26 protein-coding genes and 1 pseudogene are annotated in these 25,091 nt (G+C 68.4%); 11 read left to right on the top strand and 16 right to left on the bottom strand.

What is annotated here, in order from left to right; genetic code table 11:
* Nucleotides 1–108 precede the first annotated feature (108 nt).
* Nucleotides 109–1,842, top strand: a complete 1,734-nt coding sequence (locus NAM01S_RS21005) for a glycerol-3-phosphate dehydrogenase/oxidase (RefSeq protein ID WP_067787782.1) — start codon at nt 109–111, stop codon at nt 1,840–1,842.
* A 215-nt stretch (nt 1,843–2,057) separates the two neighbouring features.
* Here the strand turns inward: NAM01S_RS21005 and NAM01S_RS21000 are convergent, their stop codons facing one another.
* From NAM01S_RS21000 to NAM01S_RS35140, 5 genes and pseudogenes are all read right to left on the bottom strand, one after another.
* Complete coding sequence (locus tag NAM01S_RS21000) at nt 2,058–2,681, bottom strand: TetR/AcrR family transcriptional regulator (protein WP_307188699.1); 624 nt, start codon at nt 2,679–2,681, stop codon at nt 2,058–2,060.
* Nucleotides 2,678–4,048 (bottom strand): annotated as a pseudogene (gene hpnE / locus NAM01S_RS20995) (hydroxysqualene dehydroxylase HpnE); the annotation flags it as partial. The pseudogene hpnE and the gene NAM01S_RS21000, both read right to left, overlap by 4 nt.
* 63 nt (nt 4,049–4,111) lie before the next feature.
* The gene (locus NAM01S_RS20990) at nt 4,112–4,945 is read right to left on the bottom strand and encodes an MBL fold metallo-hydrolase (RefSeq protein ID WP_067787776.1); all 834 of its coding nucleotides are present in this window, start codon (nt 4,943–4,945) and stop codon (nt 4,112–4,114) included.
* Nucleotides 4,945–5,508 (bottom strand): TetR/AcrR family transcriptional regulator, encoded by a 564-nt coding sequence (locus NAM01S_RS20985; protein ID WP_067787774.1) that lies wholly within the window; start codon nt 5,506–5,508, stop codon nt 4,945–4,947. Before NAM01S_RS20985 ends, NAM01S_RS20990 begins: the two co-directional genes overlap by 1 nt.
* Nucleotides 5,509–5,553: 45 nt before the next feature.
* Nucleotides 5,554–5,727: a hypothetical protein gene (locus tag NAM01S_RS35140; RefSeq protein ID WP_157107818.1), complete on the bottom strand. Its 174-nt coding sequence runs from the start codon at nt 5,725–5,727 to the stop codon at nt 5,554–5,556.
* 227 nt (nt 5,728–5,954) lie between these two features.
* On the opposite strand from NAM01S_RS35140, the gene NAM01S_RS20980 reads away from it, so the two are divergent.
* Together NAM01S_RS20980 and NAM01S_RS20975 are read left to right on the top strand one after the other, a co-directional pair.
* Nucleotides 5,955–6,167, top strand: a complete 213-nt coding sequence (locus NAM01S_RS20980; RefSeq protein ID WP_067787772.1) for a hypothetical protein — start codon at nt 5,955–5,957, stop codon at nt 6,165–6,167.
* Nucleotides 6,168–6,341: 174 nt separating this feature from the next.
* The gene (locus tag NAM01S_RS20975; protein ID WP_157107817.1) at nt 6,342–7,385 is read left to right on the top strand and encodes a TY-Chap domain-containing protein; all 1,044 of its coding nucleotides are present in this window, start codon (nt 6,342–6,344) and stop codon (nt 7,383–7,385) included.
* Nucleotides 7,386–7,438: 53 nt separating this feature from the next.
* Here NAM01S_RS20975 and NAM01S_RS20970 read toward each other — a convergent pair whose 3' ends face one another.
* Together NAM01S_RS20970 and NAM01S_RS20965 are read right to left on the bottom strand one after the other, a co-directional pair.
* A complete protein-coding gene (locus NAM01S_RS20970) occupies nt 7,439–7,735 on the bottom strand; it encodes a hypothetical protein (protein WP_157107816.1) in 297 nt (98 codons plus the stop codon).
* 95 nt (nt 7,736–7,830) lie between these two features.
* Complete coding sequence (locus NAM01S_RS20965; RefSeq protein WP_174554839.1) at nt 7,831–8,310, bottom strand: hypothetical protein; 480 nt, start codon at nt 8,308–8,310, stop codon at nt 7,831–7,833.
* Nucleotides 8,311–8,499: 189 nt separating this feature from the next.
* On the opposite strand from NAM01S_RS20965, the gene NAM01S_RS20960 reads away from it, so the two are divergent.
* Nucleotides 8,500–9,036, top strand: a complete 537-nt coding sequence (locus NAM01S_RS20960; protein ID WP_067787767.1) for an NUDIX hydrolase — start codon at nt 8,500–8,502, stop codon at nt 9,034–9,036.
* A gap of 115 nt (nt 9,037–9,151) precedes the next feature.
* Here the strand turns inward: NAM01S_RS20960 and NAM01S_RS20955 are convergent, their stop codons facing one another.
* The 5 genes from NAM01S_RS20955 to NAM01S_RS34195 form a co-directional block, all read right to left on the bottom strand.
* Nucleotides 9,152–10,078 (bottom strand): phosphotransferase family protein, encoded by a 927-nt coding sequence (locus NAM01S_RS20955; protein ID WP_067787766.1) that lies wholly within the window; start codon nt 10,076–10,078, stop codon nt 9,152–9,154.
* The gene (locus NAM01S_RS20950) at nt 10,075–10,383 is read right to left on the bottom strand and encodes a hypothetical protein (protein WP_067787764.1); all 309 of its coding nucleotides are present in this window, start codon (nt 10,381–10,383) and stop codon (nt 10,075–10,077) included. Before NAM01S_RS20950 ends, NAM01S_RS20955 begins: the two co-directional genes overlap by 4 nt.
* A 164-nt stretch (nt 10,384–10,547) precedes the next feature.
* Nucleotides 10,548–11,003 carry a deaminase gene (locus tag NAM01S_RS20945; protein ID WP_157107815.1) on the bottom strand — a complete coding sequence of 152 codons (456 nt, stop codon included), beginning with the start codon at nt 11,001–11,003 and terminating at the stop codon, nt 10,548–10,550.
* Nucleotides 11,000–11,686, bottom strand: a complete 687-nt coding sequence (locus tag NAM01S_RS20940; protein WP_067787892.1) for a RibD family protein — start codon at nt 11,684–11,686, stop codon at nt 11,000–11,002. Before NAM01S_RS20940 ends, NAM01S_RS20945 begins: the two co-directional genes overlap by 4 nt.
* Nucleotides 11,683–13,044, bottom strand: a complete 1,362-nt coding sequence (locus NAM01S_RS34195; protein WP_157107814.1) for a helix-turn-helix domain-containing protein — start codon at nt 13,042–13,044, stop codon at nt 11,683–11,685. Before NAM01S_RS34195 ends, NAM01S_RS20940 begins: the two co-directional genes overlap by 4 nt.
* A gap of 303 nt (nt 13,045–13,347) precedes the next feature.
* Between NAM01S_RS34195 and NAM01S_RS20930 the strand changes: the two genes are divergently transcribed.
* From NAM01S_RS20930 to NAM01S_RS20910, 4 genes are all read left to right on the top strand, one after another.
* Complete coding sequence (locus NAM01S_RS20930) at nt 13,348–13,527, top strand: hypothetical protein (RefSeq protein WP_067787762.1); 180 nt, start codon at nt 13,348–13,350, stop codon at nt 13,525–13,527.
* A 6-nt stretch (nt 13,528–13,533) separates the two neighbouring features.
* The gene (locus NAM01S_RS20925; protein WP_067787761.1) at nt 13,534–14,031 is read left to right on the top strand and encodes a hypothetical protein; all 498 of its coding nucleotides are present in this window, start codon (nt 13,534–13,536) and stop codon (nt 14,029–14,031) included.
* Nucleotides 14,028–14,318, top strand: coding sequence for a hypothetical protein (locus NAM01S_RS20920; RefSeq protein ID WP_067787760.1), 291 nt, complete (start codon nt 14,028–14,030; stop codon nt 14,316–14,318). Before NAM01S_RS20925 ends, NAM01S_RS20920 begins: the two co-directional genes overlap by 4 nt.
* A 369-nt stretch (nt 14,319–14,687) precedes the next feature.
* The gene (locus NAM01S_RS20910; protein ID WP_097247096.1) at nt 14,688–14,972 is read left to right on the top strand and encodes a DUF6968 family protein; all 285 of its coding nucleotides are present in this window, start codon (nt 14,688–14,690) and stop codon (nt 14,970–14,972) included.
* A 135-nt stretch (nt 14,973–15,107) separates the two neighbouring features.
* Here NAM01S_RS20910 and NAM01S_RS20905 read toward each other — a convergent pair whose 3' ends face one another.
* Nucleotides 15,108–15,584: a DUF6194 family protein gene (locus tag NAM01S_RS20905; protein ID WP_067787757.1), complete on the bottom strand. Its 477-nt coding sequence runs from the start codon at nt 15,582–15,584 to the stop codon at nt 15,108–15,110.
* A 63-nt stretch (nt 15,585–15,647) separates the two neighbouring features.
* On the opposite strand from NAM01S_RS20905, the gene NAM01S_RS20900 reads away from it, so the two are divergent.
* Nucleotides 15,648–16,361: a MerR family transcriptional regulator gene (locus NAM01S_RS20900; RefSeq protein ID WP_084483129.1), complete on the top strand. Its 714-nt coding sequence runs from the start codon at nt 15,648–15,650 to the stop codon at nt 16,359–16,361.
* A 39-nt stretch (nt 16,362–16,400) separates the two neighbouring features.
* Here the strand turns inward: NAM01S_RS20900 and NAM01S_RS20895 are convergent, their stop codons facing one another.
* Together NAM01S_RS20895 and NAM01S_RS20890 are read right to left on the bottom strand one after the other, a co-directional pair.
* Nucleotides 16,401–17,240: an SDR family oxidoreductase gene (locus NAM01S_RS20895; protein WP_067787753.1), complete on the bottom strand. Its 840-nt coding sequence runs from the start codon at nt 17,238–17,240 to the stop codon at nt 16,401–16,403.
* Nucleotides 17,237–18,184, bottom strand: a complete 948-nt coding sequence (locus tag NAM01S_RS20890) for a patatin-like phospholipase family protein (protein ID WP_067787751.1) — start codon at nt 18,182–18,184, stop codon at nt 17,237–17,239. Before NAM01S_RS20890 ends, NAM01S_RS20895 begins: the two co-directional genes overlap by 4 nt.
* A gap of 68 nt (nt 18,185–18,252) precedes the next feature.
* On the opposite strand from NAM01S_RS20890, the gene NAM01S_RS20885 reads away from it, so the two are divergent.
* Complete coding sequence (locus NAM01S_RS20885; protein WP_067787750.1) at nt 18,253–18,870, top strand: TetR/AcrR family transcriptional regulator; 618 nt, start codon at nt 18,253–18,255, stop codon at nt 18,868–18,870.
* Nucleotides 18,871–18,937: 67 nt separating this feature from the next.
* On the opposite strand, the gene NAM01S_RS20880 is transcribed toward NAM01S_RS20885, so the two are convergent.
* On the bottom strand, nt 18,938–19,483 hold the full coding sequence (locus NAM01S_RS20880; RefSeq protein WP_067787749.1) for a histidine phosphatase family protein: 546 nt from the start codon (nt 19,481–19,483) through the stop codon (nt 18,938–18,940).
* A 215-nt stretch (nt 19,484–19,698) separates the two neighbouring features.
* Here NAM01S_RS20880 and NAM01S_RS37530 point away from each other — a divergent pair, with 215 nt between their 5' ends.
* Nucleotides 19,699–25,038 carry an Lhr family ATP-dependent helicase gene (locus tag NAM01S_RS37530; RefSeq protein ID WP_084483128.1) on the top strand — a complete coding sequence of 1,780 codons (5,340 nt, stop codon included), beginning with the start codon at nt 19,699–19,701 and terminating at the stop codon, nt 25,036–25,038.
* Nucleotides 25,039–25,091 lie beyond the last annotated feature (53 nt).

Here is a 25,091-nt window from a genome sequence, read left to right as displayed (position 1 = left end):
GACCGGCGCTCGGTGCGGCGATTCGCATAGCCTGTACAGAACAGCTCGATCTGTGCCCGTGAAGACCCGCGACGTCCGACGCAGGCGCGTCGGCTGGAGGAGTCGAGCATGACCATGAAACCGGAATCGCAGGCCCTGGGCCCCGAGCAGCGGCGCGCGGCCTGGGAGCGGTTGGGCAAGGAACATTTCGACGTGGTGGTCATCGGCGGCGGGGTGGTCGGCGCGGGCATCGCGCTCGACGCGGCGACCCGCGGTCTCTCGGTCGCGCTGGTGGAGGCGCGTGATCTGGCCTCCGGAACGTCGAGCCGGTCGTCGAAGATGTTCCACGGCGGGTTGCGGTATCTGGAGCAGTTGGAGTTCGGACTGGTGCGCGAGGCGCTGCGGGAGCGTGAGCTCGCGCTCGCCACGCTGTCGCCGCACCTGGTGAAGCCGCTGCGCTTCCTGTACCCGCTGACCCACCGCGGCTGGGAACGGCCGTACGTCGCGGCGGGTCTGGTGCTCTACGACACCATGGGCGGCGCGAAATCCGTTCCCGGACAACGCCATCTGACGCGAGCGGGCGCGCTGCGGCTGGCGCCCGGGCTGCGGCGCGACTCGCTGATCGGCGGCGTCAGCTATTACGACACGGTCGTCGACGACGCCCGCCACACCATGACGGTCGCGCGCACGGCCGCGCACTACGGCGCGGTGATCCGCACCTCCACCCAGGTCGTCGGGTTCCTGCGGGAGGCGGATCGGATCGTCGGCGTGCGGATCCGCGACAGCGAGGACGGGCGTTCCGGCGAGGCGCGGGGGCACGTGGTGATCAACGCGACCGGCGTGTGGACCGACGAGGTCCAAGCTCTCTCGCACAATCGCGGCCGCTTCCACGTGCGCGCCTCCAAGGGCGTGCACGTCGTGGTGCCGCGCGACCGGATCGTCAGCGACACCGCGATCATCCTGCGCACGGCCACCTCGGTGTTGTTCGTCATCCCGTGGGGCGCGTTCTGGATCATCGGCACCACCGACACCGACTGGAATCTGGACCTGGCGCACCCGGCCGCGACCAAGGCGGACATCGACTACCTGCTCGACCGGGTGAACCAGGTGCTCGTCACCCCGCTGACCAGCGACGACATCACCGGCGTCTACGCGGGACTGCGGCCGCTGCTCGCGGGCGAGAGCGATTCCACGTCCAAGCTGTCCAGGGAGCACGCGGTGGCCAGGATCGCGCCGGGTCTTGTCGCGATCGCGGGCGGCAAGTACACCACCTACCGCGTGATGGCCTACGACGCGGTGGACGAAGCGGCACAAGACATTCCGGCCAGGGTCTCGCCGTCGATCACCGAGAAGGTGCCGCTGCTCGGCGCGGACGGTTACTTCGCGCTGGTCAATCAGACCGTGCAGCTGGCAGAGGCGTACGGCATCCATCCGTACCGGGTCAAGCACCTGCTCGATCGTTACGGGTCGCTGATCGACGAGGTGATGGCGTTGGCCGAGGGCAAGCCGGAACTGTTGCAGCCGATCACCGAGGCGCCCTCGTACCTCCAGGTGGAGGCCGTGTACGCGGCGGCGGCCGAGGGCGCGCTGCACCTGGACGACATCCTGGCCCGCCGCACCAGGATCTCCATCGAGTACTCGCACCGCGGCGCGCACTGCGCCGAACAGGTGGCGCGGTTGGTCGCGCCGGTCCTCGGCTGGGACGAGGCGGAGATCGACCGCGAGATCCGGACGTATCAGGCGCGGGTCCAAGCCGAGATCCGGTCGCAGACCCAGCCCGACGACGTCTCCGCCGACGCGCTGCGGATCGCCGCACCGGAACCGCGGCCACAGATTCTGGAGCCCGTGCCCTCGGATAGTTGAGTTGCTGGGTCGCCGGTGGATTCTGGAGCCGGTGGGCTCGGATGGTTGAGCTGCTGAGTCGCCGCGTGCGGAATTGCGGCGCTGGATTTGGATCCGTGCCCTTGGATAGCTGAGCCGTTCGGTCGCTGCCGCAGAACAGCGCCCACAATCCGGGCGCGGATGCCGTCGACGGCTGAGCCGCGCGGTCGGTGGGATGGGTTGCGTCCGAGGAGGATTCAGGCGCGGTCGAGCGCTCTTGTCTCGACGCCGACGGCCCAGTCCACCAGCGAGCGCAGGTAGCGCAGCACGAGCTCGTCCGGATACGCGGTCGGGTCGGTCAGGTGCAGCCGAGCCAGTTCCTCGACGGCCGACAGCATGATTCGTTCCGTCGCGCCGTTCGGATCGATGGTGATCCCGGCGTAGCGCGAGAGGTGTCGTGCGCCGATCGCCCGCGCGTAGGCGCGACCCGTCTCGAGCCGGTCGCGCAGCTCGGGCGGGCCGCCGTCGGGCGGGCTGAGCATGATCCGCCAGCTGGTCGGCGCGGCGTGCAGGTAGGCGAGCACGCCGCGGCCGACTTGGTCGACGTCGTCGCCGGTGCCGATCCAATCCACACTGCGCACGCCGGCCAGCGCGACCGCGGTCTCCCGGTCGAGTAGTGCCGACATCATTCCGGATAGATCCGTGAACTGCTGATAGACCAGGGCGCGCGCGACGTCGGCGGTGCGTGCGACGCGCTCGATGCTGACCGCGCCGAACCCCTCGGCGGCGGCGATGTCGCGGGCCACGTCCAGCAGTTGGTTGCGGCGATCGGTGGCAGACATGCGCCGCTTGGGGGCGCGGGAGGCTCGCTCCGTGGTCACGGCACAGACGGTAGCGCAAGCAGGAGATCCACGGCCTTCGCCGCACTCTGTACCGCGCTCTCCATCGTCGCCGACCAGTCGGTGGCGGTCCAGTCGCCCGCGAGCACCAGAGTGGGGACCGAGGTGCGTTGGCCGGGGCGCAGCGCGTGCGTGCCGAGCACCTGCGAGAACGTCGCCCTCGGCATGCGCACGACGTGGGCCTGCACGACGCGGGCCTCGGCGGCCGCCGGGTAGTAGCGGCGCAGCAGGTCGAGCTGTTCGGCGACGATCGCGTCGTTGGATTTGTGGATCTGCTCGTAGGCGCCGCTGGTGGTCAGGCAGTACAGCCAGGCCTTGTCGGTGTTCCGTCCGGTCATCAGCTGGCGGTCGAAGACCTCGTCGATGACCCCGGTGCCGCCGATCAGCGCCTCGAACTCGGCCGTGGTGCCCAGCGGGCGGTCCAGGTAGAGGTTGGTGCTGACGATCGGTGTGTAGCCGAGTTTGTCTGCGGCGGCGTAGATTTCGGCGTGCTCGGGCAGGTCGTCGAGCAGGCCGCCGATCGAGGAGTTCGGCACAGCGCAGACCACCGCGTCGGCGGGCAGCACCGAGCCGTCGGCGAGGGCGACGCCGGTCACCTTGCCGTCGGTGATATGGATGCGCCGGGCGATCGCCCGGTACCTGACCTCCACCCCGTGCCGCTGGAAAACCCGCTGCGCCCCGGTGACATACAGCGTGTCGAGGTCGGTCGTCGGGTAGCCGATGGTGACCGGCCGCCGGTGCCGGGCGCCCAGCCGGATGCCGGTCGCCATGACATCGGCGAACACCTTCGCCGACTCCCGCTGCACGGGCTCGGCGGCGATGCCGAGCGCGAGCCAATCCCACAGCGCCTCACGGGCTTTGGCGGGCATGCCGACGCGCTGGAACCACTGTTCGGTGGTGAGATCGGCGAGATCGGCGGGCTGGCGCAGACATTGCCACCCGAGACGCATCGTGGCGCGGGCCGCGCGGAGCCGGTCCGGCACACTCGCGTCGGGATGTGCGCCGAAAAGGGTTCGCAGCGCGGCGAATCCCTTGGTGGACATGCTCGCCGAGCGCCCGTCCGGCCACCGGAGGGTGGCTCGATGCGGGAAGGCGACGTATTCGCGAGTGCCGACGCTGGTGAGATAGCGGAACAAATGCTCGTAGCCGCTGGCGATGACGTGCTGACCGTTGTCGGGCAGATCGTCGACGGCATCGACCTTCATGGCGTGCGTGCGTCCGCCAAGCCTCCCGCGACGCTCCAGAAGCGTGACCTGTTTGCCGGCCTCGGCCAGCCAGACCGCGGACGCGAGCCCCGCCAGTCCTCCGCCGATGACCACATAGCGCCGCGGATCGTCCATGGCCGCACCCTTCTCGCATAACTTGCATCTTGTAAGTTATGCGAGAGGGCTTGGGCGGTCAAGGGTTTCGACTCAGGCAGGCACGGTCTGGAAGGCGCGCAGCTCGGCGGCGTTGTGCGCGGAGAAGATTCGCACCTGGTCGCCGTGGTCGCGGATCAGGTCGCGCAGGCGCTGCTGGTTCTCGCGGCGCGGCCCGCCGAGTGTCTCGACGCTGAGCTCGAAAAGGGTCACCCCGAGCGGCTGATGCGGGTGCGTGAGATCCAGTTGGCCGGGATGGAAGTACGCGTCCCCCGCGGCGAGCAGCCAGCCGTTACCGGTGTCGACGGCGATGCCCGCGTGGCCCCTGGTGTGCCCGGCCAGCGGCACGAGTAGCAGACTCGGCGGCAGTCCGGCCAGTTCGCGCACGGCCTCGAAGCCGAACCATGGCTCGCCGTGATCGGAATAGGACTGCCACTTCGGACCGTGCTCGAATTGGGCTGCGCGGTAACGGAATCGCTCCTGCGCGGTGTGCGCGCCGCGGAAGGCGCGCAGTTCCTCGTCGTAGACGTGCACGGTGGCGTGCGGGAAGTCGGCGAGCCCGCCCGCGTGATCGAGATCGAGGTGGGTGAGCACGATGTCGCGCACGTCCTCGCGGCGGAAGCCGAGCGCCTCGATCTGTCGCACAGCGGTGCGCTCGATGTCGAACACCGGCCGGGTGAGCGAGATGAAGCGACGGCCGAGCCATTCGTTGGGGCGGCGCACGCTCTGCTCGCCCATGCCGGTCTCGATCAGGACGAGCCGGTCGTCGAGCTCGAGAAGCAAGCAGTGACAGACCATTTCGGCGCGGCGCAGCAGGCCGGGCGCACCGTCGAGCAGCTTGCCGCCGAAGGGGCGCATGGTCCCGCAGTCGAGGTGGTGGATGCGCATCAGGAAAGCTCCCTTTCGAGGGTGGTGCGGAGGTGGTCGGCGACGGTGCGCAGCGGGGCGATGTCGCGCTGGGTCTTGGCGAGCATGAGTCCGCCCTCGATCATGGTCAGCGCGACGACCGAGAGGTTGGCCGCGCGCTCGCCGTCGAGGCCCTTTTCGCGGAGGAATTCCTCGATCGCCGCCCGCCAGGAGTCGAACCCGGTGACGCAGGCCTGCCGGATCAATTCGCTCTCGGCGGCGGCGTCCAGCGCGACCGTCGCGAGCGGGCAGCCGCGCTGGAAATCGGAGGCCTCGAGGTTGTGCGCCATGGCGGCGAAAACGGCGTCGGTGTCGCCGTCGGCGAGGATCGCGCGCAGCGTGTCGCGCAGCTCCTCGCTGGATTGGGTCAGCGCCTCGGCCGCGAGCTGCTCTTTGCCGCCGGGGAAGTGGAAGTACAGCGAGCCCTTCGGGGCGCCGCCCGCGCTGACCAGCTGGTTCAGGCCCGTGGCGTGATAGCCCTTGGTGTGGAAGAGGTCGGCGGCGGCGTCGAGGAAGCGCTGCCGCGAGTCGGTTCGTGGGGACACGAGGCCAAGGTACCTCGAGTTATGACGACCGGTCTAGTTATTGCTTCAGTGGGGCTGGCTGACGCTCGAACGAGGGACTTCCGCCGTGCCCGCGGGCTGCGGGGGATTCAGCAGCAGGTAGCCGAAGACGGCCGTCACCGCCAGCGCGATCAGCGCCGCGACGTACTGGGCGGCAATCGCGCGGATCGGCACCGGGCGGCGCACCGATCGGGTCGTCATCGTTCCTGCTCCTGTCGGGTGAGTAGCGGTCGGCCGCAAAGGCTGTCGTCCTCCGGCTCCAAACTGTTAGCAACTGAGCGGCAACTAACAGCCGCAGAATCGCCCGACCAAAGGTGACCCCCACCGTTTCAGGCGCGGTGCAGGTCACCTCGAGTCGGGCGCTGCGCCCGTCCTGAGATGGCTGCCATGCGAACCGGAACGTTGTCCGAAGCGGACGCGTACACCGCGTGAACCTTTTGACCGCGTCGGACCGCGTGCCGAGCGCCGTAACCGCCATGATCGGCGCGCTCACCCTGGCACCCGTCACTGCCGCGCTCGCACGCACCGCGACACCGGTGGTCGGAGGCGGGTGCTGGCCCGCCACCGGCAGCGCCGCGATGTGCGGGCCGTTCTCGGAACTTCTGAAGTGGTTCCTGCCCAGCCTGTCGGCCGGGTCCTGATTCGGGCGAGCTCTCGCTCGGATGAGGCCTCGGATCGTCGTCGGCATGCGCCGTCGATGCGGCACCCACGCCGGGAGGATCGGGTGGGTGTCGTCCTTCCGCTCGCGGTCGGGTTTGCTCGGGGCCAGATTGTCCGATGGGGCTGTTAGCTTCACGGTCAGTGTGAGGATGGGAGTGAACGTGCTCGATGACGACTGGGCGATGCTGTTGGCGGATATTCCTCGAGTGTTGTACCCGGACTGGGATGACGAGGGTGAAGTGGTGTGGCCGTGCAACGGGGAGACAGTACAGCTGCGCGACACCGTCACCGGTCAACGAGTCCAGTTCTACCCCGATGGAAAAGGCGTTGGTATCACCGTGTCGGTACCTGACGACCCGGAGGCTGCCGCCCGTCTGCGCTCGATCCTGAAATCGCAGCGAACGAAGTCGTTTTCACTGATGAGTGACCATCAGACCGGTGGAATGGGATCGTTAGAGGAAGCGCTGTGGCATCCTGCGCCGGGTTCGGCGGGCGTCACCCACGCCGATGGTCTCGGCGAGGAGCGCGACTATCGCCAACGGGCTCGCGAATGGCGGACTGGTTGGCGGCACACGGCCAACTACCGTGACGAGATCGCGGCCGCGATCGTAGCTGTCCTTCGCGATGGATTGCGCACCACGCCAGCGGATTTGCGGCTGAGCGCCTACAGCGACTATGGACCTGACCGGATTCCGCGGGTCGGAACGGTCGCCCCGGATCGACCCACCTCGCGTGGTTTGTCCCCGCAATGCTCGGATTGGGACGAATTCGCCGACCGTCTCGAATGGGTGTTGACCACATTGCCGGGGCTGGGCTGTCTCAATCTGTCGATCCCGGGGCGATCGTTGTCCATACAGCTCAGTAGAGAATCGGACGACGCAATCCGTGGTGTGTGCTGGCCTGGCGCCGACCCGGGTACCCAAGAACTGAACAATCGACTGAGCGGCCTCGGGTGGCTGTGGGGCATCCCCTTCGACCTCCAAGGCGTCGTCGATGAGGGGGGTTGGATCACACCGCCGGCAGGAACCGGAACCGCGCATCCGACCATGCACCACCCGGTAACCCTGACCATCGCGACGCTGCGCACCATCGGCGGAGCCAGTCAGCCGAGAGAGGTTGCGTTCGAGGCATTTTCGAACTTGGCAGGCGTCGGCGACATGTCCTACTTGGGTGCTGAGCTCGGCATACCCCATGCCTGAATCGCTGGCTACAGCGCCGAGGGAACGAGGACCATCACCCGCAGGTCGGCAACTCAGTCGTTGGCGTAAGGCGATTCGATGAACTCCACCGGATTGAACTCGTCGAAGGCTTGTTCGCGGGCCGCGGCAACATTGTGGTGGCAGGTATCGGTAACGACGTTCCACGTCGCGTCGCAATAGAACAAGTACACAGCAGGATCGGCGTCGTACTGCGCGATCGCCAGCCCTGCGAAGTCATCGACAACGAGACCATCCACCTTGTGCCTCGTTCGTCCGGACGATGTCGCACCCCGGATGTCCGCTGTTGCCAGAACTCGTGCGCCATCGAGGAATTGCGGTACTTCCGTCACAAACCAAATTGTGCACCGGTGTCGCGCGCGCGTTTGTCACCCGCATCGTCTGGCGCGCAGGGGAGTACGCGGCATTTTTACTGGCCTCGACCCGACTACTCGCGCGCTGCGCCCTCCGGCCACACCACATCGACCGGCACGCCACGTTCCCGCGCCAGCTCGACAACCGTCCCGGTGCCTGCCTTCTGCCCGTCCTCCCCATCCCACACCGCCACCAGACGATCCACCGACCCCACAACGGCGTCGTTCGCGGCTTCGTACGCTTCGCGGCCCGCGTCGTCGAAATCCATCACACGCACCGCCGCCGCGCGCTCCACGAGATCATCGAACAGCTCGACGTGGTCTGGCTTCACCTTCCGCTCACGGTAATTCCGTGATGGCAACACCACCTCGAGCCGCCCTCCGGCATCGAGCACCGCTCGTGCGAACACCGAATCAGCGCCGCGCGCAATACAACTGACCCCGACCAGATCCGCCGGGTCGTACTCATCGAGCAGCACACGCACCGCGTCATACACCAGAGATGCCGTGGCCTCGGTGATGTTCATGTGCCCGGTGACGCCGATCCGCACCATGCCGATGTGCTCCTATGCTGTCGCCGCGACCAATGGCCGCATCCGCTCCCGCAACTCGACCACCGCACCCACGGTCGCGAACTGCCCGGTGCGGTTGTACACCCTCGCCAACTTCTTCGCGACCCGATCCGACGGGTTCTGCCCGACGAGTCGATGTCACCGATGAACGGTGTTCGTTACGGTCGAAGTGTGAGCCGTACCCTGTGGACAGTCCACGGCGAGACCGTGGTGGACGAGAACCGGCACATTCGCCTGTCGACCGTGGACGTCGAGTTGCCCGACGGCGTGCGCTTCACCCAGTATGTCGTGCGGATGCCATGTTGCGCGATGACGCTGGTACTCAACGAGAATCGAGAGGCGCTGCTGATTTACCGCCACCGGTTCATCATCGACCAATGGGTATGGGAGTTGCCGGGCGGCTACATCGACCATGCCGAAGACGTCGCTCTCGCCGCGGCCCGGGAGGTCGAAGAGGAGACGGGCTGGCGCCCGCGAACCATGGAGCGCCTGGTCACCTACCAACCTGCTATCGGCACAATGGATCACCCCCAGGAAATCTATCTCGCCCGCGGCGCCGACTTGACCGGCACTCAGCCAGATATCAACGAGGCCGAGGACATCCGCTGGATTCCGCTGGAGGAGGCGGTCCAAATGATCGAACGCGGTGAAATCCTCGGCGCGGCCACGGTCATCGCTGTATACCGAGCGCTCAGCTTGCCCGCGTAGCAATGGCGCTCGGCGACGCCGAGCGAGCTCGGCGTACGGAGTCAGCCGGTGTAGTAGCTCGCGCAGATAGGCGAGCATGCGGTGGGATTGCAGCCCGGTTGCGACTGCCCTTGCTTCACAGGATGTTCCACCGAATCGGTGCATCGTCGCGCAACGCGTCAACCCGTCGCAGAACCTCAGCGGCAGTTGCCGACCCCGGCACGCACTTGCGCGCATTCGTGCTGATCATCCTCAGTTCCCGCAGATCCCGAAGCCACTCGTATCCGTCCCAGTCCCGAATGTCGAGGCCGTATGAGCGAGCGAAGGCCTCGTACTCTGCGGCTGGATATCCGAAACGGCGACAATGCACTTCGATGGTGACCAGGTCCCATTCGGGTGGCCCTATAGCCGCGTTCTCCCAATCACAGAGCACGGCCGCGCGACGGTCCTGATCCCACAGTGCGTTTCGGTGTTGCGCGTCGCCGTGGATCACGCCGACGTCGAGTGCGAACAGAATGTCGGGTGCACGGCGGGCGAACGCGAGCCGCCGTGCGTGCAGGAGCACCCGGTCCTCAGGCGCAAGGATTACGCTGGCGTCGATCGAGCGCGCGATCGCATTGAGCGCCAACATAATCTGGTCGTCCGGCAGCGCCACCGGTGGTGCGGTCCGGCGCGAGTGCAGTGCGGCCAGTGGCTCAGCAAGCTCAGCCGCGCTCGTGATCCCGCGGCGTTGGTCCAGGTACTTCCAGAAGGTGATCGGACAGCCCCCGATGTCCAGCGGCTGATCGGTGTCAGCGAGAGGGACTGTAGGCACACCTTCGTCCTCGAACCACCGCACGAGACCGACGACGTCGACGTGGCCGATCCGACTCGGTCGACCGATCTTCACCACGACCGGGGCGCTGACCAACGAATAGACAGCGTTGGTGTGATGGCGCAGCAACTTCGCGCCTGTTGCGTCGAATCCAGCCGCGCGGCACGCGGCGTCGAGGACGACGCGGGTTCGCTGCGGAGTGAAGGTCGTTTCTGTGAGGACCGCAGGTTCGATGTCCTGGTGGGTCATTGCGGCGTCGTCTCCGTGCTGACCAATGCACGCAAGGCCGCGGCCGACGGTATGTGACGGTGTCCGGCAGGCAAGGCGTCGAGAACGTCGATGACGCGGATCGCGACGATTCTCGTGCGGTGCTCGGCGGGTAGCTCGTCCAGGACGTTTTCGGCGAGTTGGCAGCCATCGGCGCCGAAACCGCTCATGGCATATCCGAGGGCAGCGTCGAGCCGAATCAGAGCCGGATCGATCACCACCGACGTCTGTCGGTAGAGGTCCAGTGCCTCGTCCTGGATGCGGCGGGCTCGGACAATGCTCCCCATGTAGGTCAGTGTTCCAGATAGATATGTTCCCGACGCGGCGGTGCCAGCGGAGGCGGGGGAGGTCGTAGGCTGCTTGCTCGAATCGCCGACTGCGCGACGGGATTCCAGCTCTCACGGTAAGCCATCCTGGCCGTCTTTCCGCCTCCGTCCTATCGGACGAAGCGCTACGACAGGTCGAGGTGTCGGTTCATCGACATCGCGGCGTCGGCGAGTTCCGGTAGCTCGATCACCTTCACGCCCTGCTGTTGGAGCTTCTCCACGCCCACGCAGTCCTCGACGAACGTCGACGGTTCCCGCCACGCGATCACCACGACCGGAATGCGCGCTGCCAGAATGCGATCCGTGCACGGCGGGCGGGTCTTCGTCGCGCGCTCCGAGCACGGCTCCAGTGTGCTGTAGATCGTCGCCACCTTCAGCCGTGGATCGTTCACGTCCAGCTTGTCGAGCGCGGCCTCCTCCGCGTGAACCTTCGCGTCGGTCTCGCGCGAGTAGCCGGTCGCGATCTCCTTGCCGTCGGCCACGATCACCGCGCCGACCGAGAACGCGCCCTCGACCACCGGGCACAAGCGCGCGAGCTCGATGGCCCGATTCATCCAGTGGTGGTGATCCGGTGCGGTCACTGGTTCTCCTTCGGGTGGTAGCGCAGCACGGCGACGTCACCGAGCTGGGTCACTTCGACCAACCGCATTCTGTGCGTCGAGCCTCCTGGGAACCGCGCGGGGTTCACGAAGCGTGGCGCGGCGCTGTCTCCGACCAGGGTAGGTCCGATTGCGAGGTGCAGCTCGTCGGCGAGTCCCGCCGACAGAAAGGCAGTGTGCATGTGACTACCGCCCTCGACCATCAACCGTCCGACACCGCGGCGGCCGAGATCGTCGAGCAGCGCACCGAAATCGACCGTCTCACCGAGTGCGACTACAGAAGCCAGTTCGCCGAGCCGCTCGCTCGCCTTCTGCGCGCCAGCCTTCGTCGTGTAGACGACAGGCCGATGCTCAGCGGTGCCGTGATGCCAGAACTTGGCCTCGGGATCGAGGTTGCCACTTTCGGTAACGGTCACCTTCAACGGCTGCGAAGTCCGTCCGGTCGCAGCCCGTTCAGACTGCCGTGCATGGCTTTTCACGATCAGGCGCGGGTTGTCGCTGCGTACGGTTTCGGCGCCGATCAGGATGGCGTCGCACTCGGCGCGCACCTGGTCGACGCGGTCGAAGTCCTCGGGGTTGGACAGCAGCAGTCGATCCGGGCCGGTGTCGTCGATGTATCCGTCGATGCTGACCGCGACCGACAACAGTACGAACGGGCGCGTCATGATGCGACGACCGCCCACCGCTTTGCGCACGCGTGGAACTCGGCGACCTCGGGCAAGTTCGTCGTCGGCAGCAGTTCGTCGACGGCACGCACGTTGTGCAGGACTCGCTCGGATCCGGTGCTGACACCGACCTGCATCGCCGCAAGGCCGAGCGTGGCGGCCGGCTCGGCCTCACCCATACGGGCATATGCGAGTGCCTGCCGTGAGATGTAGACGGCCTGGTCGCGTGTGTACCCGGATCTCATGTCGGTGATCGCGCGCCCGAACTGGTCGATCGCGGTGCGGTAGTCACCCAGCACGGCGCGGCTATGAGCCTGATGGACCTCGATGTAGGGGGAGTCCAGGAAGAATCCCCAGGATGGATCAGCGTCGGCGTCAGCGGCAAGTATGCGTGCCCGGTCGAAGGCGCGTTCGCTTGCCGCGCGTTCGCCCGCGAGCGCCGCACCGTAGCCTGTGAATGTCGCTGCGACGGCAACGAATCGGGTGCCCGACGGGGCCGCGCGCTCGGCGGCCTCGGCCAGCTCCATTGCTTCCTCTCCGTCGCCCTGGTCGTTGGCGATCTGCGCCTTACGGATGAGAATGGCGGCAATCGAGCACGGGTCGTCGAGCTGATGCGACCAGGTTAGTGCGCGGTCGGTCCAGTGCTGGGCACGGTCCCAGTTCCGTGCATCCTGATACAGCCACGCCGCGAACTCCGCGTACAGGATCCGCATCCGCTGCATCGCGCCGGCATCCCCGATGCCTGCGCGCCGCAGCTGACTCATGATCTCGAGGTTCTGTTCTACCAACGGGATCACACTCTGTCCGCCGTAGAGGTTGTCGCTCTCGATCAGCGAGAGTCGCAGCGTGTGGAAGTGGGCGACATGGTTGGTATCGGCGGTGTTGGCCAGGGCGGCCGCAGGTTTGGCGCCGACTGCGGCGGCTAGGGCACCTACGCCGAATCCTGCGACTACGGTGCGACGAGGAAGTGACACGAGGACGACCTCTCCAGCGGCGGTCCGGGCGCGCACCCAGACCTGATCGGATTCACCGGCACCCGAGATGACCGGGGACCGGTTCGGGGTGTCTTGCGCCAGAGTAACCGTTTGGGGCAATCCGGGATCGGCTTCGTCTCTCGGGGACTCGATGCCTGCGAGTGCGCGCTCGAACCGAGCAACCACCTCCGGCGGCGCTTCTGCCAGCGCCTTCTCCAAGAGCTCTCGGCTGCTCGGCCGCAACTGTGCCGAGGCACCTTGAAGTTCCCAGTTCCCTACCGCCCGGGCCGAGATACCCGTCCTGGCCGCGAACTTATCGACGCTGAGCAGCATCGCCTCGCGCAGCGCCTTCGATTCCACTCCAGTCCAGCGATAGATGATCACCGGCTCAGCTCCAGCCCCTGCTCGTGCCGCCGTGGTGAAACGAAAAATACCCCGGTACAACCGCTTCCGCTGCAGATTTTCGAGGGAATGCAGCGAAGGTGCAGTGCAATTGCATCGTTACGTCGTGGTTGATTCGGCCCGCCTCGGAGACGCTGAAGCAGCACATCGGCGCTGGACCGCAGGCGAATTCCTCTATCTCGTCTCGGATACGTGAACCGGCCGCACGGGAGGTTGTAGGGCTCGGGCCCGGCGTGGCCGGACCGGCGCCGGTGTGCTCCTAACCATCGCAGGGGAGAGGCGCGCATGTTGTCGCTGATGGACCGTGTACAGCAGTGGGAAATCGAACACCGGGACTGTGCAAGTCCGCCGATCGTCATGGATCGCGAGCGTGCTGCACTGGTGTTGTCGTGGCACGCCGAACACGGTCCGCACTGCCGCCAGTATCTGGCGGCGCTCGCCTGTGTCTCGACGGTTCTGGACTGAACAGCCATGCCGGAGAAGACTGTTCGGACTGCCGACTATCGTTCGCGGCCGATACTTCCGGGATGGCGTGAACTGTCGGCCGCGTTCCGTGGGGCCGCCGGACATCAGCCGGGTGAGCACCTCGTGCTGCGCTGGGCGCACGCACTGGCTCACCTGCACCGGACCCGAATCGCCTGCCCCGCTAGGCAAGCCCAGATCGACACTCGGCGCGGCGACCTGCGCATCCTGATCGACAACTGGGTGACCGTGCACATCCAACCCCGCCAATCCTGGTCACAGACAACCGGCTACGGGCAAGCCGTCGATGACATGGCCGCCGCACACGTGACCGCGGAACTCGTCCTCGCCGCCGACCACACCGCCACCGAACTTCACCAAGCGTGGTCCCACGTCGGCTACCTGGCCACCCGCTGGGCGGATCTCGTCACCGAGGCTGTTGACGGCCAGCGCACGATGCCGCCCCGGCCGCCCGTTCGCTGCTCCACCGTCGAGGCACCGAAATGACCTTGTCGCACCATGATCCGCTTGTCCTCGGCGCACTGGCCGCGGCGATCGCCGCCCTCCTCGCCGAGGACGAACCGCCGGGCCCCAGCGTGCAGCAGATCCAAGACCGCCTCGCCCACCAGGGCTACGCATCACGCCCGGTCAAACGCCCGGCGCGCACCGCGCATCCCCTTCGGCGACTCGACCGCCGACACCACGCCATCGAAGGGAAGGCACGGGACGTTCGCGCGAAGCGATGGAACGAGATCTTCCCCACTGCTCATCCGAGGCCACCGCTTCAACACTGACTCATCACTCTCTCTTCCTTGGAGGAATCATGCGAAACCCGTTCGCGTCCCTCTGCATTGGCCTGCTTTCCGTCGTCCTGCTCGCACCCACCGCGGCGGCGGAACCGGATCCGGTCGCGCCACGCTGCACGAAGCTCGTGGGCGGGATTGACACGGAGTCGTGTGATCGGCACTACTACAACACGCTGGTGCCGGAATGCCAGCGGCGACAATCCAGAGTGTGTTGGGAGGCCATCAACCGGTGGTACGCCGACTGCCTGGCAGGGAGGGCCAAGACGCCGTACCGGTGGGCGGCGGGGTCCTCGCGCCCGCAGGACCTGCCCGATGTCGCGGCCCTGTTGGCCGCGTTACGGGCATAGGGTGGCGGGCATGACGACCTGGGAACTCGGCGAGCCCGTCGCGACGCGCGAACTGCGCAAGGGTGAGAACTCCGTGACCGTCGTGTTCGGCAAGCCGCAGCAGGCCGAAGGGGGCGGCTACTACTGCCCGGTGCGCGTGGACGGGATCGAGGCCGATCCGACGACCCGCGCCATCTTCGGTATGGATTCCGTGCAGGCGCTCATCGAGGCTATGTCCTTTGCGGGGCGAGTGCTCGAGGCCACCGGCGAGTACACCTTCGAGGGCGGACCAGATTTAGGGTTCCCACGCGGCTGACCCTTGGCAATCAAAGGTCCAGTCGATATCGCTGATTTCCGAAGCAACGGCGTCGCCGGATTGCCCGGCCCACCCGGCCCCGCAGCGCGTGCACAATCTCAACGGTCAGGGAGCGGACCCGCTCGTCGGACGGGTTCATGCGGGCTGATCATCCCCGGCGCGGCGGTGCCAGCGGGAGCGGGCGAGGTCGTGGGCGGCTCGGAGGAGTTCTCGTACCGCTGCTTCCGTTCGCGGGCCCGGATTCACCACCGCCATCCACCCTTGGCTCCCGTAGACCGGATGGGCCAGCAGGGTGTCCGTCGCGCTCGGGTCGGTGTCGTCAGGGGCGGGATCGCGGGGTGCGCGGCCGAGGCGATCGATGAAGGCCTCCTTACCGGCGAAGAAGTTCACGCGGAAGGTGTCGGGGCGGTTCAGGTGGGAGGTCTGGTCGTCGGGGTAGTCCTTGGTCACGATGGTGGCGAAGGGCTGGGTTCGGGGGACGACGCCGTCGGGCGCGTAATAGAAGAATGTGTCGCCCCAACTGATTTCGGGTGAACCGTCGCCCGGTGCAGGCTCGAGCGTCAGGACGCCGTCGAGTCCTCGGACGAATTCGATGATCTCGTTCATCTCCATGTGTTCTAGCGTTTCATTCATGTGCTTGTGGAGACTCTGCCGCGAGAATGCCGAGATAGCGCGATGAGAAGTCGCAAATCGCCAGGTCTGCGCACCGTCGATGTCGCGAGGGAGGCGGGCTGCTCGGTGCAGCAGGTGCGCAACCTCGAACGCGACGGCGTCCTGCCGCCCGCGACGCGCACCGCCGCAGGCTATCGGACCTACACGGACACGCACCTGCATTCCGCGCTGGCCTACCGCGCGCTCGCGACGGGAGCCGGGCCGGTCGAGGCCAAGCGGATCATGCGGGCCGCGCACGGGTATCCGGATTCGGATCTGCTCGCCCTCTTGGACGCCGCGCATGCTCGGCTCGCCGCCGAGCGCGAAGAGCTGGAAGCGGCGAAGCGGGCCGCCGCCGCGATCACCGGTGAGTCAATCGACGATGTCAGACCGACGGATTCGATGACCATCGCCGAACTCGCTGGCGCGCTGGGTGTTCGGCCGTCGACGCTGCGGCATTGGGAAGCCGAAGGGCTCCTCGTCCCGCGGCGCGGCACCCCGGGCGGCGCGCGAGAGTACGCGCCCAGCGACGTCCGGGACGCACGGATCGTGCACCAGTTGCGGATGGCCGGTTACCGCATCGCCCCGCTGCGCGCGCTGATGCCGGAATTGCGCCGGGCGGACCGGTGGAACGAAATATCCTCCGCACTGGCCGCCCGAGACGCGAACATCGATGCCCGCTCGCGAGCTCTGCTCGACGCCGCGGCCGCACTCGGCGCGGTGCTCGCTACGAAGTGACCCAGCACCAGGATCCAGCGCCGCCGCCCGAGGGCAGGCTCACTTCGTGATCGAGCGAACCTGTTCCTCGTACTTCGCCCGCACGTCGGCATCGGCGGGATGCAGAGCGCGGTTGCCGTCGAACAGCTTTCGGACCAGTTGCACCGCGCGTTCCGGCGCGGCGGCCAGTGCGATGTCGACGGGCCAGAGGTAATTCGGCACGGCCACTTCGGCTTTGCGCGTCTGCACGGTCGTCAGGATCGCGGCGGCAACGTCTTCCGGATCCACGGTCGGCATCCCGCGTCCGAGCGTCAGCCCCGAGGACAACCGAGTCCGCACCGCCGAAGGCATCACACAGCTGACGCTCACACCGCGCTCGGCGAACTCCAAACGCGTTGCGGCGGAAAGACCTACGGCGGCGAACTTGCTCGCGTTGTAGACGGCCAGGCCGGGGATCGGGATCTTGCCCGCCAGCGAGGCGACGTTCACGACGTGGCCGCGCCCGCGCTCGATCATCCCGGGCACCACCGCGCGCATGCCGTGGATCAATCCCCACACGTTGATGTCGAAGGTGGTGTGGCCGACCGCATCAGGCTCGTCCAGGAACGCGCCCGCTGGCATCACACCGGCGTTGTTGACCAGGATGTCGACGCGGCCGAGTTCGGCGACGACCTTGTCCCACTGGTCGCGGGCGCGCACGTCGAGCTCGAAGGCGCGCGCGCCGATGGCCGCGGCGGCAGCCTCGCCCGCGGCGATGTCGACGTCGGCGATGGCGACATGGGCTCCGGCGTCGGCGAAGAGCTGGGCGGTGGACTGGCCGATACCGCGACCGCCGCCGGTGATCAGCACCCTGGCGTCCCGCAACTCGATGGCGGGATAACCGTGACCGAGAATTCTCACGCGAAGACTCCTTGTTCGAGGGCGCGGCGGGTGCTGCGCAGGCTGTGCCGGAAGGTGTCGAGGCGGCGACGGCCGTCCATGAAGTTGGGGCCCATCACCGCCAGATCCTCGGCGGTCGCGCCGAGCATCAGCACGCGGGTGCCCGCGGCGCGCAGTTGGGCGATCTCCGCGGCGAGCTGAGCGCTCATCCGGTCGCGCAGCTGACGCTCCAGAAAATGACCGGGACCGGTGGCGGGCAGCCGCGAGGCGGACGCCATCGGCGCCAGCACCACGACTTCGTCCAACTCATGCCCTGCGAGCAGATCGACGGACGCGGTGGATCCGGCGCCGCCGTCGACGAACCGGCGTCCGGCGATCGGGACCGGCGGGAACCAACCGGGAATCGCCCACGATGCGCGCAGCGCCTCGCCCAGGGTGGCGGCGGGAGCGTCCGGTGCGCCGAACGGAACCCGTTCCGCCGTCGCGTGATCCATGCTCACCAGCCAAGTCGCCGGATGCGGCACCCAGGTGCGGCCCGGGTTCAGGCGCTCGGCGAGCCGCTGCAACCATCCGGCATCGCCGCCGCCGAGCGGCAGCAGGCCGCTGCCCGCGGTGAGCAGTCGCTGCCCGGATCCCGCGCCGCGCAGCGTCAGCCTCGGTGCGCCGAGTCCAAGGCGGGGCAGCGGCGGAAAGCGGCCCGGCTCGTCGCGCATGTGGGCGAGCAGCGCCGGGTTCGTGCTCCGGCCTTCCTGCATGGCGACCAGTTCGTCGACGCCGATACCGCTGCCGAGCATGGTCACCATTTCCGCGCCCGCCGAGGTGCCGAGCAGGACGTCGGCCTCGCGCGGATCCCAGTCGAGCACGTCGCGCACCGCGGCTAGCGCGGCGACGATCCATGCCGCGCCGACCGTGCCGCCGCAACCGATGGCCAGGCCACGTCGCTGTGACCCGTTCTTGTTACTCATGGTTTCGCACACTATCAGAATTCAAATTCTCTCGGTATCCAAAATCCGTGAGTACGTAGAATCGCGGCATGGCACGACTGACCAGGTCCGAGAGTCAGGCCCGCACCAGGGCCGATCTGATCGCGACCGCGCGCGATCTCTTCCTGACCGACGGTTATGCGAAGACCTCCATGGAACGCGTCGCGGAAGAGGCCGGGTACTCCAAGGGCGCGGTCTACTCCAACTTCCGCACCAAGAAGGATCTGTGCCTCGAGGTGCTCGAGGACATCCACGCCAGCAAGTTCGGCGAGGTCTCGGAGCTGATCGCCGCGGACGAGAGCCTGGAAGAACGGCTGGCGCGACTCCAGGAGTGGGCCGAACGCACCCTCGGCGACGTCGGCTGGACGATGCTCGAGTTCGAATTCGCCACGCTCTCGCGCGACGACCCCGACCTGCGGGCCGCGCTGGTGTCCAACCTCGGCGCCGTGCGCGGCGCGGTGGCCGCGCAATTGCAGACGCTGGCCGACAGTCTTCGCTTGGTCTTGCCGATGCCCGCCGAGGACGCGGCATCGACGGTGCTGAGCCTGGGTCTCGGCCTCGGCATTCAGCGCGCCATCGACCCGGCGCTTTCGGCGCGGCTGATCACCGACGCGGTGCGGCTGTTGCTGAGCGTCGCCGAACGGTCGACGCCGCTCGGCGCGGAATGAGCGAACGCGGTGAGTGAATCCTGTGCCAGCGCGCATGCCGGAGCCGAGTGCGGCGCCCGCGACGCGCTCACGGCGGGAAGTGCAGCGTCCACTCGCCGCGGTAGTGCAACCGCGTGACGCTGCCGGGCGGAATGTCGATCCGCCAGAACGACTTCGGCGGGGCGTCCAGTGTCACCAGCAGCGCGGCGCGGATCACCGCGGGATGGGTCACCGCGATGGTCGACTTGCCCTCGGAGGCGATCTCGGCCATCCAGTACCTGGTCCGCTCGATCACGTCCAGCACCGACTCCCCGCCGTGCCCGCGGAACTGCGGGTTGGTCAGCCACGCGTAGAGCTCGTCCTGCGGCACCGACATGAGTTCGCCGCCGCGCCACGCGCCCGCGTCGAGGTCGCGCAGCCGGTCGTCCTCCTCGCCGGGCAGACCCATCAGTGCCGCCGTCTCGACGGTGCGGCGTTCCGGGCCGGTCAGCACACGCGCGGCGGTGAGCGGGGCGCAGGCGGCGATGGCGCGGCGGCCCGCCTCGGTCAGGGATTCGTCGACTGGAAAACGTGCCTTCCGCATCGCCTCGGTCATGCCATGGCTGACCAGGTCGAGTCTTAGCACCTTCTGCACGGATCGAAGCGTACGACCCGGCGATGGCAGCCGGACCTTTATCCGGCCTGTCGGTCTGTTCGAACTCGGTAGTTGGGTAACACGAAGTTCGCCTCAGGGGCGCGCGCCGGGTGCTCGGTCGGTCAGGTCCAGGTCTCGGCGGCCAGGTGTCATCCAAGGGCCGGTTGCCACCTCGCGGCCGGTTGCCTGTCGGTGCTCGGGTGCACACTGATCCCATGGCCACGTTCTCCACCGCCATGTTCTCCCGCGCGACCCAGGAATGGTTCGACGGTGCCTTCCCGGCGCCGACCTCGGCCCAGCTCGGCGCGTGGCAATCCATCGCGGCCGGAGAACACACCCTGGTCGTCGCGCCGACCGGCTCGGGCAAGACCCTCTCGGCGTTCCTGTGGGCGATCGACGAACTCGCCGCGCGGCAGCGACCTGACGACAAGGCGGCCAAGCGCCGGGCACGCCGCTCGAGCGAGGACGGCAAGGTCGAACACACGGGGACCACCGTGCTGTACGTGTCGCCGCTCAAGGCGCTCGCGGTGGACGTGGAGCGAAACCTGCGCGCGCCGCTGGTCGGCGTCACCCAGACCGCCAAACGGCTCGGCCTCGATCCGCCCGACATCACCGTCGGCGTGCGTTCGGGCGATACCAGCGCCGCCGACCGCCGCGCCATGCAGCGCACCCCGCCCGACATCCTGATCACCACGCCGGAGTCGCTGTTCCTCATGCTGACCTCCGCGGCGCGCGAGACCCTGCGCACGGTGCGGACGGTGATCGTGGACGAGGTGCACGCCATCGCCGGTTCCAAGCGCGGTTCGCACTTGGCGCTCTCGCTGGCCAGGTTGGATCTGCTGACCGAGCGGCCAGCCCAGCGCATCGGCCTCTCCGCCACCGTGCGGCCGCCGGAGGAGGTCGGCCGGTTCCTGGTGGGCAACGCGCCCATCACCATCGTCTCGCCGCCCGCGCCCAAGACCTTCGACCTGTCGGTGCGGGTGCCGGTGCCGGACATGACCGAGCCGGGCGAATCCGATCAGCCGGGGTCGATCTGGCCGCACGTCGACGAGGCCATCGTGGATCTGGTGCTGGACCACAACTCCTCGATCGTCTTCGCGAATTCGCGCAGACTCGCCGAACGGCTCACGGCCCGGCTGAACGAGGCGTATGCCGGGCGGCTCGGCGATCCGATCGACACCGAGCACGCGCCGCCCGCACAGCTCGGCGCGTCCACCGAGGTGATCCACGGCGCCGACCAACTGCTGGCCCGCGCGCACCACGGATCGGTAAGCAAGGAGCAGCGCGCGCTGATCGAAGACGACCTCAAGAGCGGGCGCCTGCGCTGCGTGGTCGCGACGAGCAGTCTCGAACTCGGCATCGACATGGGCGCGGTCGACCTGGTCGTGCAGGTCGAAGCCCCGCCCTCGGTGGCGAGCGGGCTGCAACGCATCGGCAGGGCGGGGCACCAGGTCGGCGAGATCTCCCGCGGCGTGTTGTTTCCCAAGCACCGCACCGATGTCATCCACTGCGCCGTCGCCGCGCAGCGGATGGTCACGGGGCAAATCGAGGCCTTGCAGATCCCGGCCCACCCGCTCGACATCCTCGCCCAGCAGACCGTCGCGGCCTGCGCGCTCGAGCCGATCGACGTGGACACCTGGTTCGAGACGGTGCGCGGGACCGGCAGCTACGCCGGACTGCCGCGCTCGGCCTACGAGTCGGTGCTCGACCTGCTCGCCGGTCGCTATCCCTCCGACGAATTCGCCGAACTGCGTCCACGGTTGGTGTGGGATCGCGACGCGGGCACGCTCACCGGCCGCCCGGGCGCGCAGCGGCTGGCGGTGACCTCCGGCGGCGCGATCCCGGACCGCGGCATGTTCGCGGTGTACATGGTGGGCGAACGGAATTCGCGGGTCGGCGAACTCGACGAGGAGATGGTCTACGAATCCCGCGTCGGCGACGTGTTCGCCCTCGGCGCGACCAGTTGGCGCATCGAGGAGATCACCTTCGACCGCGTTCTGGTGACGCCCGCCTTCGGGCAGCCCGGGCGACTCCCGTTCTGGCACGGAGATGGGTTGGGCAGGCCCGCCGAATTGGGTGCGGCGCTTGGCGAATTCATCCGCAAAGCGGGGCGGGAGTCCGCCGAGGCGCTGGCCAGGTCGGTCGATCCCACGGCGGGCGACGGCCGTGAACCCGCGTCCTCGAAGGGCGCGGGTCGCGGTGCCGGGCGCGGAAAGGGCGGCGGCGCGGGCGGTTCCGGCACGGCCGGGGGCGACGGTCTCGGCCGCATCGTCCAAGCCGCCGGACTCGATGACAACGCCACCTCGAATCTCGTGACCCTGCTGGAGGATCAGCGCGGCGCGACCGGTCAGTTGCCCACCGACCGGACACTGATCGTCGAGCGGTTCCGCGACGAGCTCGGCGACTGGCGGCTGGTCTTGCACTCGCCGTACGGTCTGCCGGTCCACGCGCCGTGGGCGCTGGCTGTCGGCTCCCGGCTCCGCGAGCGGTTCGGCGTGGACGCCGCGCCGACCGCTTCCGACGACGGGATCGTGGTGCGGCTGCCCGATACCACCGACGATCCGCCCGGCGCGGAGTTGTTCGTCTTCGAACAGGACGAGATCGACGACATCGTCACCGAACAGGTCGGCGGCTCGGCGCTGTTCGCGTCCCGGTTCCGCGAATGCGCGGCGCGCGCCCTGCTGCTGCCGCGGCGCGATCCGGGCAAGCGCGCACCGCTGTGGCAGCAGCGGCAGCGTTCGGCGCAGCTGTTGGACGTGGCACGAAAATTCCCGGACTTCCCGATCCTGTTGGAGACGGTGCGCGAATGTCTCCGCGACGTCTACGACCTGCCGAACCTGCGCGATCTGCTCGGGCGCGTCGCGCGCAGGCAAGTCCGGTTGGTCGAAGTGGAGACCGCGACGCCCTCGCCGTTCGCCAGCGCGCTGCTGTTCGACTACATCGGCCAGTTCATGTACGAGGGGGACAGCCCGCTCGCCGAGCGAAGGGCGGCCGCGCTCTCGCTGGATTCCGGGTTGCTCGCGGAGCTGCTTGGCCGGGTCGAGCTGCGCGAACTACTCGATCCGGCGGTGCTCGAACAGACCGAGCGCGAACTGCAACGACTCACCCCCGAACGCCGTGCGCGTGATGCGGAGGGCTTGGCCGACCTCCTGCGCCTGCTCGGGCCGCTGACTCCGGAAGAGGCGGCGTTGCGCTGCGTCGGCCAAGGCGCGCAGACCGGTGACGCCGCCGCGCATGGCGCCGGCGAGGCGGCGCTGCCTGACTTCGATGGGACTGTGTCGGCCGATGTCGACGGGTCGGCGATGGGCAGTGTCGATGAAGCCGCGATGCACGGTCTCGACGAGGCGGCGCCGCGCGACTCCGATGGGGCTGTATCGGCCGGTGACGACGAGGCGGCACCGCTTGGCATCGACGGAACGGGATCGCGCGGTGCCGATGAGGCGGCGTTGCGCGGCGTCGACGCCGCGGCGATCAGTGATGCCGATGCGGTGGACCCGCGAGGCTTCGGCCAGCAGTCGAACGACCCTCCAGCCGGCGATCCGCGTCCCTGGTTCACCGAACTCGCCAAGGCCCGGCGCGCACTGGAGGTTTCGTTCGCGGGACGGACCTGGTGGGTGGCCGTCGAGGACGCCTCCCGGCTGCGCGACGCGCTCGGGGTCCCGCTGCCGATCGGCACGCCCGCCGCGTTCATCGAGCCGGTCGCCGACCCGCTCGGCGATCTGGTCGGCCGCTACGCCCGGACGCACGGACCGTTCACCACCGAGGCCGTCGCGGCGCGGTTCGGCATCGGCCCCGCGGTCGCCGCCACCGCGCTGCACCGGCTGGTAACCGAAAAGCGGGCAGTGGAAGGCGAATTCACGCCGGGCGCCAGCGGTTCCGAGTGGTGCGACACTCAGGTGCTGCGACGGCTGCGGCGCAGGTCGCTCGCCGCGGCGCGGCACGAGGTCGAGCCGGTCTCGACAGCGGCGTTCGGCCGCTTCCTCCCGTCCTGGCAGCACGTCGAGACCGGCGAGCTGCGCGGCGTCGACGGTGTCGCGGCCGTGGTGGAACAGCTTGCAGGCGTGCCCATCCCGGCCTCCGCGTGGGAGTCGCTGATCCTGCCCGCCCGCGTCCGCGACTATTCGCCCGCGATGCTGGACGAGCTGATGGCCACCGGCGAGGTCGTGTGGTCCGGGCACGGCGCCATCACGGCCAAGGACGGATGGATCGCGCTGCACCTGGCCGACCAGGCGCCGTTCACGCTCCAGCCCCCGGACGAGATCGACCTGTCCGAGGTGCATCTGCGGCTGCTCGACGCGCTCGGTGCGACTTTGGCGCCGCGGACGCCGCTCGCCTCGAGTTCATCGGGCCGAGCCGACTCGGTCCCGCTCGATGCCGATCCATCGCGGAAATCGGTCCGGGGCAACGTGGTTTCGCTGGACACCGATCTGCCGAGTAAGTCGGCCGCCGGGCACCATGATGCCGACCCGTCGACGAAACCGACGAGGGGCGGCGGGCTGCCGCGCGATGCCGATCCGCCGACGAAGTCGGACAGCGGTGCGTCGGTTCCGCTCGATGGCAACCAAGGCCCGGCCGGTGACGCCCCGCAGCGCTCCGAGCCTCTCCGGCTTCCCCCGGTCCTGCACGGCGGCGGCGCGTACTTCTTCCGCCAACTCTCCGATTCCACCGGCCTGCTCGACGACACCGCGGTGGCGGCCGCGCTGTGGGAGCTGGTGTGGGCGGGTGTGGTCTCCGGCGACACCTTCGCGCCGGTGCGCGCCCTGCTCGCGGGCACGTCGCGCACCACGACGGCGCACCGGACCCCGCGCCGCGCGCCACGCGGCCGCGCCTATCTTCCGAGGCCGAGTATGCCGACCCGGTCCGGCCCGCCCGCCGTCGCGGGGCGCTGGTCGCTGCTGCCGGAACGCGTCGCCGACAACACGATTCGCGCGCACGCCACCGCGGACACTCTCCTGGAGCGCTATGGCGTACTGACCAGGGGTTCGGTGCAGAACGAGGGCGTCACGGGTGGTTTCGCGCTGATGTACCGGGTGCTCACCGAATTCGAGGACCGTGGCCGCTGCCGGCGCGGCTACTTCGTCGACTCGCTCGGCGGCGCGCAGTTCTCCACCACCGACGTGGTGGATCGGTTGCGCTCCTTCGACACCGAACGCGGCCGGTCCGGCGATCCGGCGAAACAGGGCAAGGCCCTGGCACTGGCCGCCTGCGACCCCGCGAACCCGTACGGCGCGGCCCTCGGCTGGCCCAAGGGCGACAGCGACAGCGGCCACCGCCCTGGCCGCAAGGCGGGCGCGCTGGTCGTGCTGGTGGACGGCGAGCTCGTGCTCTACTTGGAGCGCGGCGGCAAGACACTGCTCACCTTCACCGAGGACCCGAACGCACGCCAGGCCGCCGCCGCCGAACTGGCCGAGCTGGTCCGGCGCCGCCGGGTCGACTCGCTGGTGATCGACCGGGTGGACGGAGAATCGGTGCACGGCAACACCTTCGCGGGGTTCCTCACGGAGGCGGGCTTCTCCGCGACGCCGCGGGGCCTGCGGCTGCGGAGGCAGCCATGACGGCGCGGTGCAGCCCGGCCGTGCGGCGCGCCGACAACCCCCGACGCGCGGAG

Source organism: Nocardia amikacinitolerans NBRC 108937 (genome assembly GCF_001612615.1).
GTDB lineage: Bacteria > Actinomycetota > Actinomycetes > Mycobacteriales > Mycobacteriaceae > Nocardia > Nocardia amikacinitolerans.
The sequence above is the reverse complement of the archived record's forward strand: the minus strand, read 5'-3'. Positions and strand labels throughout refer to the sequence as shown.

Bases quoted from the DNA above. Each gene is read 5' to 3' on its own strand.
- NAM01S_RS21005 (WP_067787782.1), top strand. From the start codon at position 109: ATGACCATGAAACCGGAATCGCAGGCCCTGGGCCCCGAGCAGCGGCGC.
- NAM01S_RS20990 (WP_067787776.1), bottom strand. From the start codon at position 4,945: ATGCGCATCCACCACCTCGACTGCGGGACCATGCGCCCCTTCGGCGGC.
- NAM01S_RS35140 (WP_157107818.1), bottom strand. From the start codon at position 5,727: ATGACGACCCGATCGGTGCGCCGCCCGGTGCCGATCCGCGCGATTGCC.
- NAM01S_RS20965 (WP_174554839.1), bottom strand. From the start codon at position 8,310: ATGGTGCGGATCGGCGTCACCGGGCACATGAACATCACCGAGGCCACG.
- NAM01S_RS20955 (WP_067787766.1), bottom strand. From the start codon at position 10,078: ATGACCCACCAGGACATCGAACCTGCGGTCCTCACAGAAACGACCTTC.
- NAM01S_RS20950 (WP_067787764.1), bottom strand. From the start codon at position 10,383: ATGGGGAGCATTGTCCGAGCCCGCCGCATCCAGGACGAGGCACTGGAC.
- NAM01S_RS20940 (WP_067787892.1), bottom strand. From the start codon at position 11,686: ATGACGCGCCCGTTCGTACTGTTGTCGGTCGCGGTCAGCATCGACGGA.
- NAM01S_RS20930 (WP_067787762.1), top strand. From the start codon at position 13,348: ATGTTGTCGCTGATGGACCGTGTACAGCAGTGGGAAATCGAACACCGG.
- NAM01S_RS20925 (WP_067787761.1), top strand. From the start codon at position 13,534: ATGCCGGAGAAGACTGTTCGGACTGCCGACTATCGTTCGCGGCCGATA.
- NAM01S_RS20920 (WP_067787760.1), top strand. From the start codon at position 14,028: ATGACCTTGTCGCACCATGATCCGCTTGTCCTCGGCGCACTGGCCGCG.
- NAM01S_RS20910 (WP_097247096.1), top strand. From the start codon at position 14,688: ATGACGACCTGGGAACTCGGCGAGCCCGTCGCGACGCGCGAACTGCGC.
- NAM01S_RS20905 (WP_067787757.1), bottom strand. From the start codon at position 15,584: ATGGAGATGAACGAGATCATCGAATTCGTCCGAGGACTCGACGGCGTC.
- NAM01S_RS20900 (WP_084483129.1), top strand. From the start codon at position 15,648: ATGAGAAGTCGCAAATCGCCAGGTCTGCGCACCGTCGATGTCGCGAGG.
- NAM01S_RS20890 (WP_067787751.1), bottom strand. From the start codon at position 18,184: ATGAGTAACAAGAACGGGTCACAGCGACGTGGCCTGGCCATCGGTTGC.
- NAM01S_RS20885 (WP_067787750.1), top strand. From the start codon at position 18,253: ATGGCACGACTGACCAGGTCCGAGAGTCAGGCCCGCACCAGGGCCGAT.
- NAM01S_RS37530 (WP_084483128.1), top strand. From the start codon at position 19,699: ATGGCCACGTTCTCCACCGCCATGTTCTCCCGCGCGACCCAGGAATGG.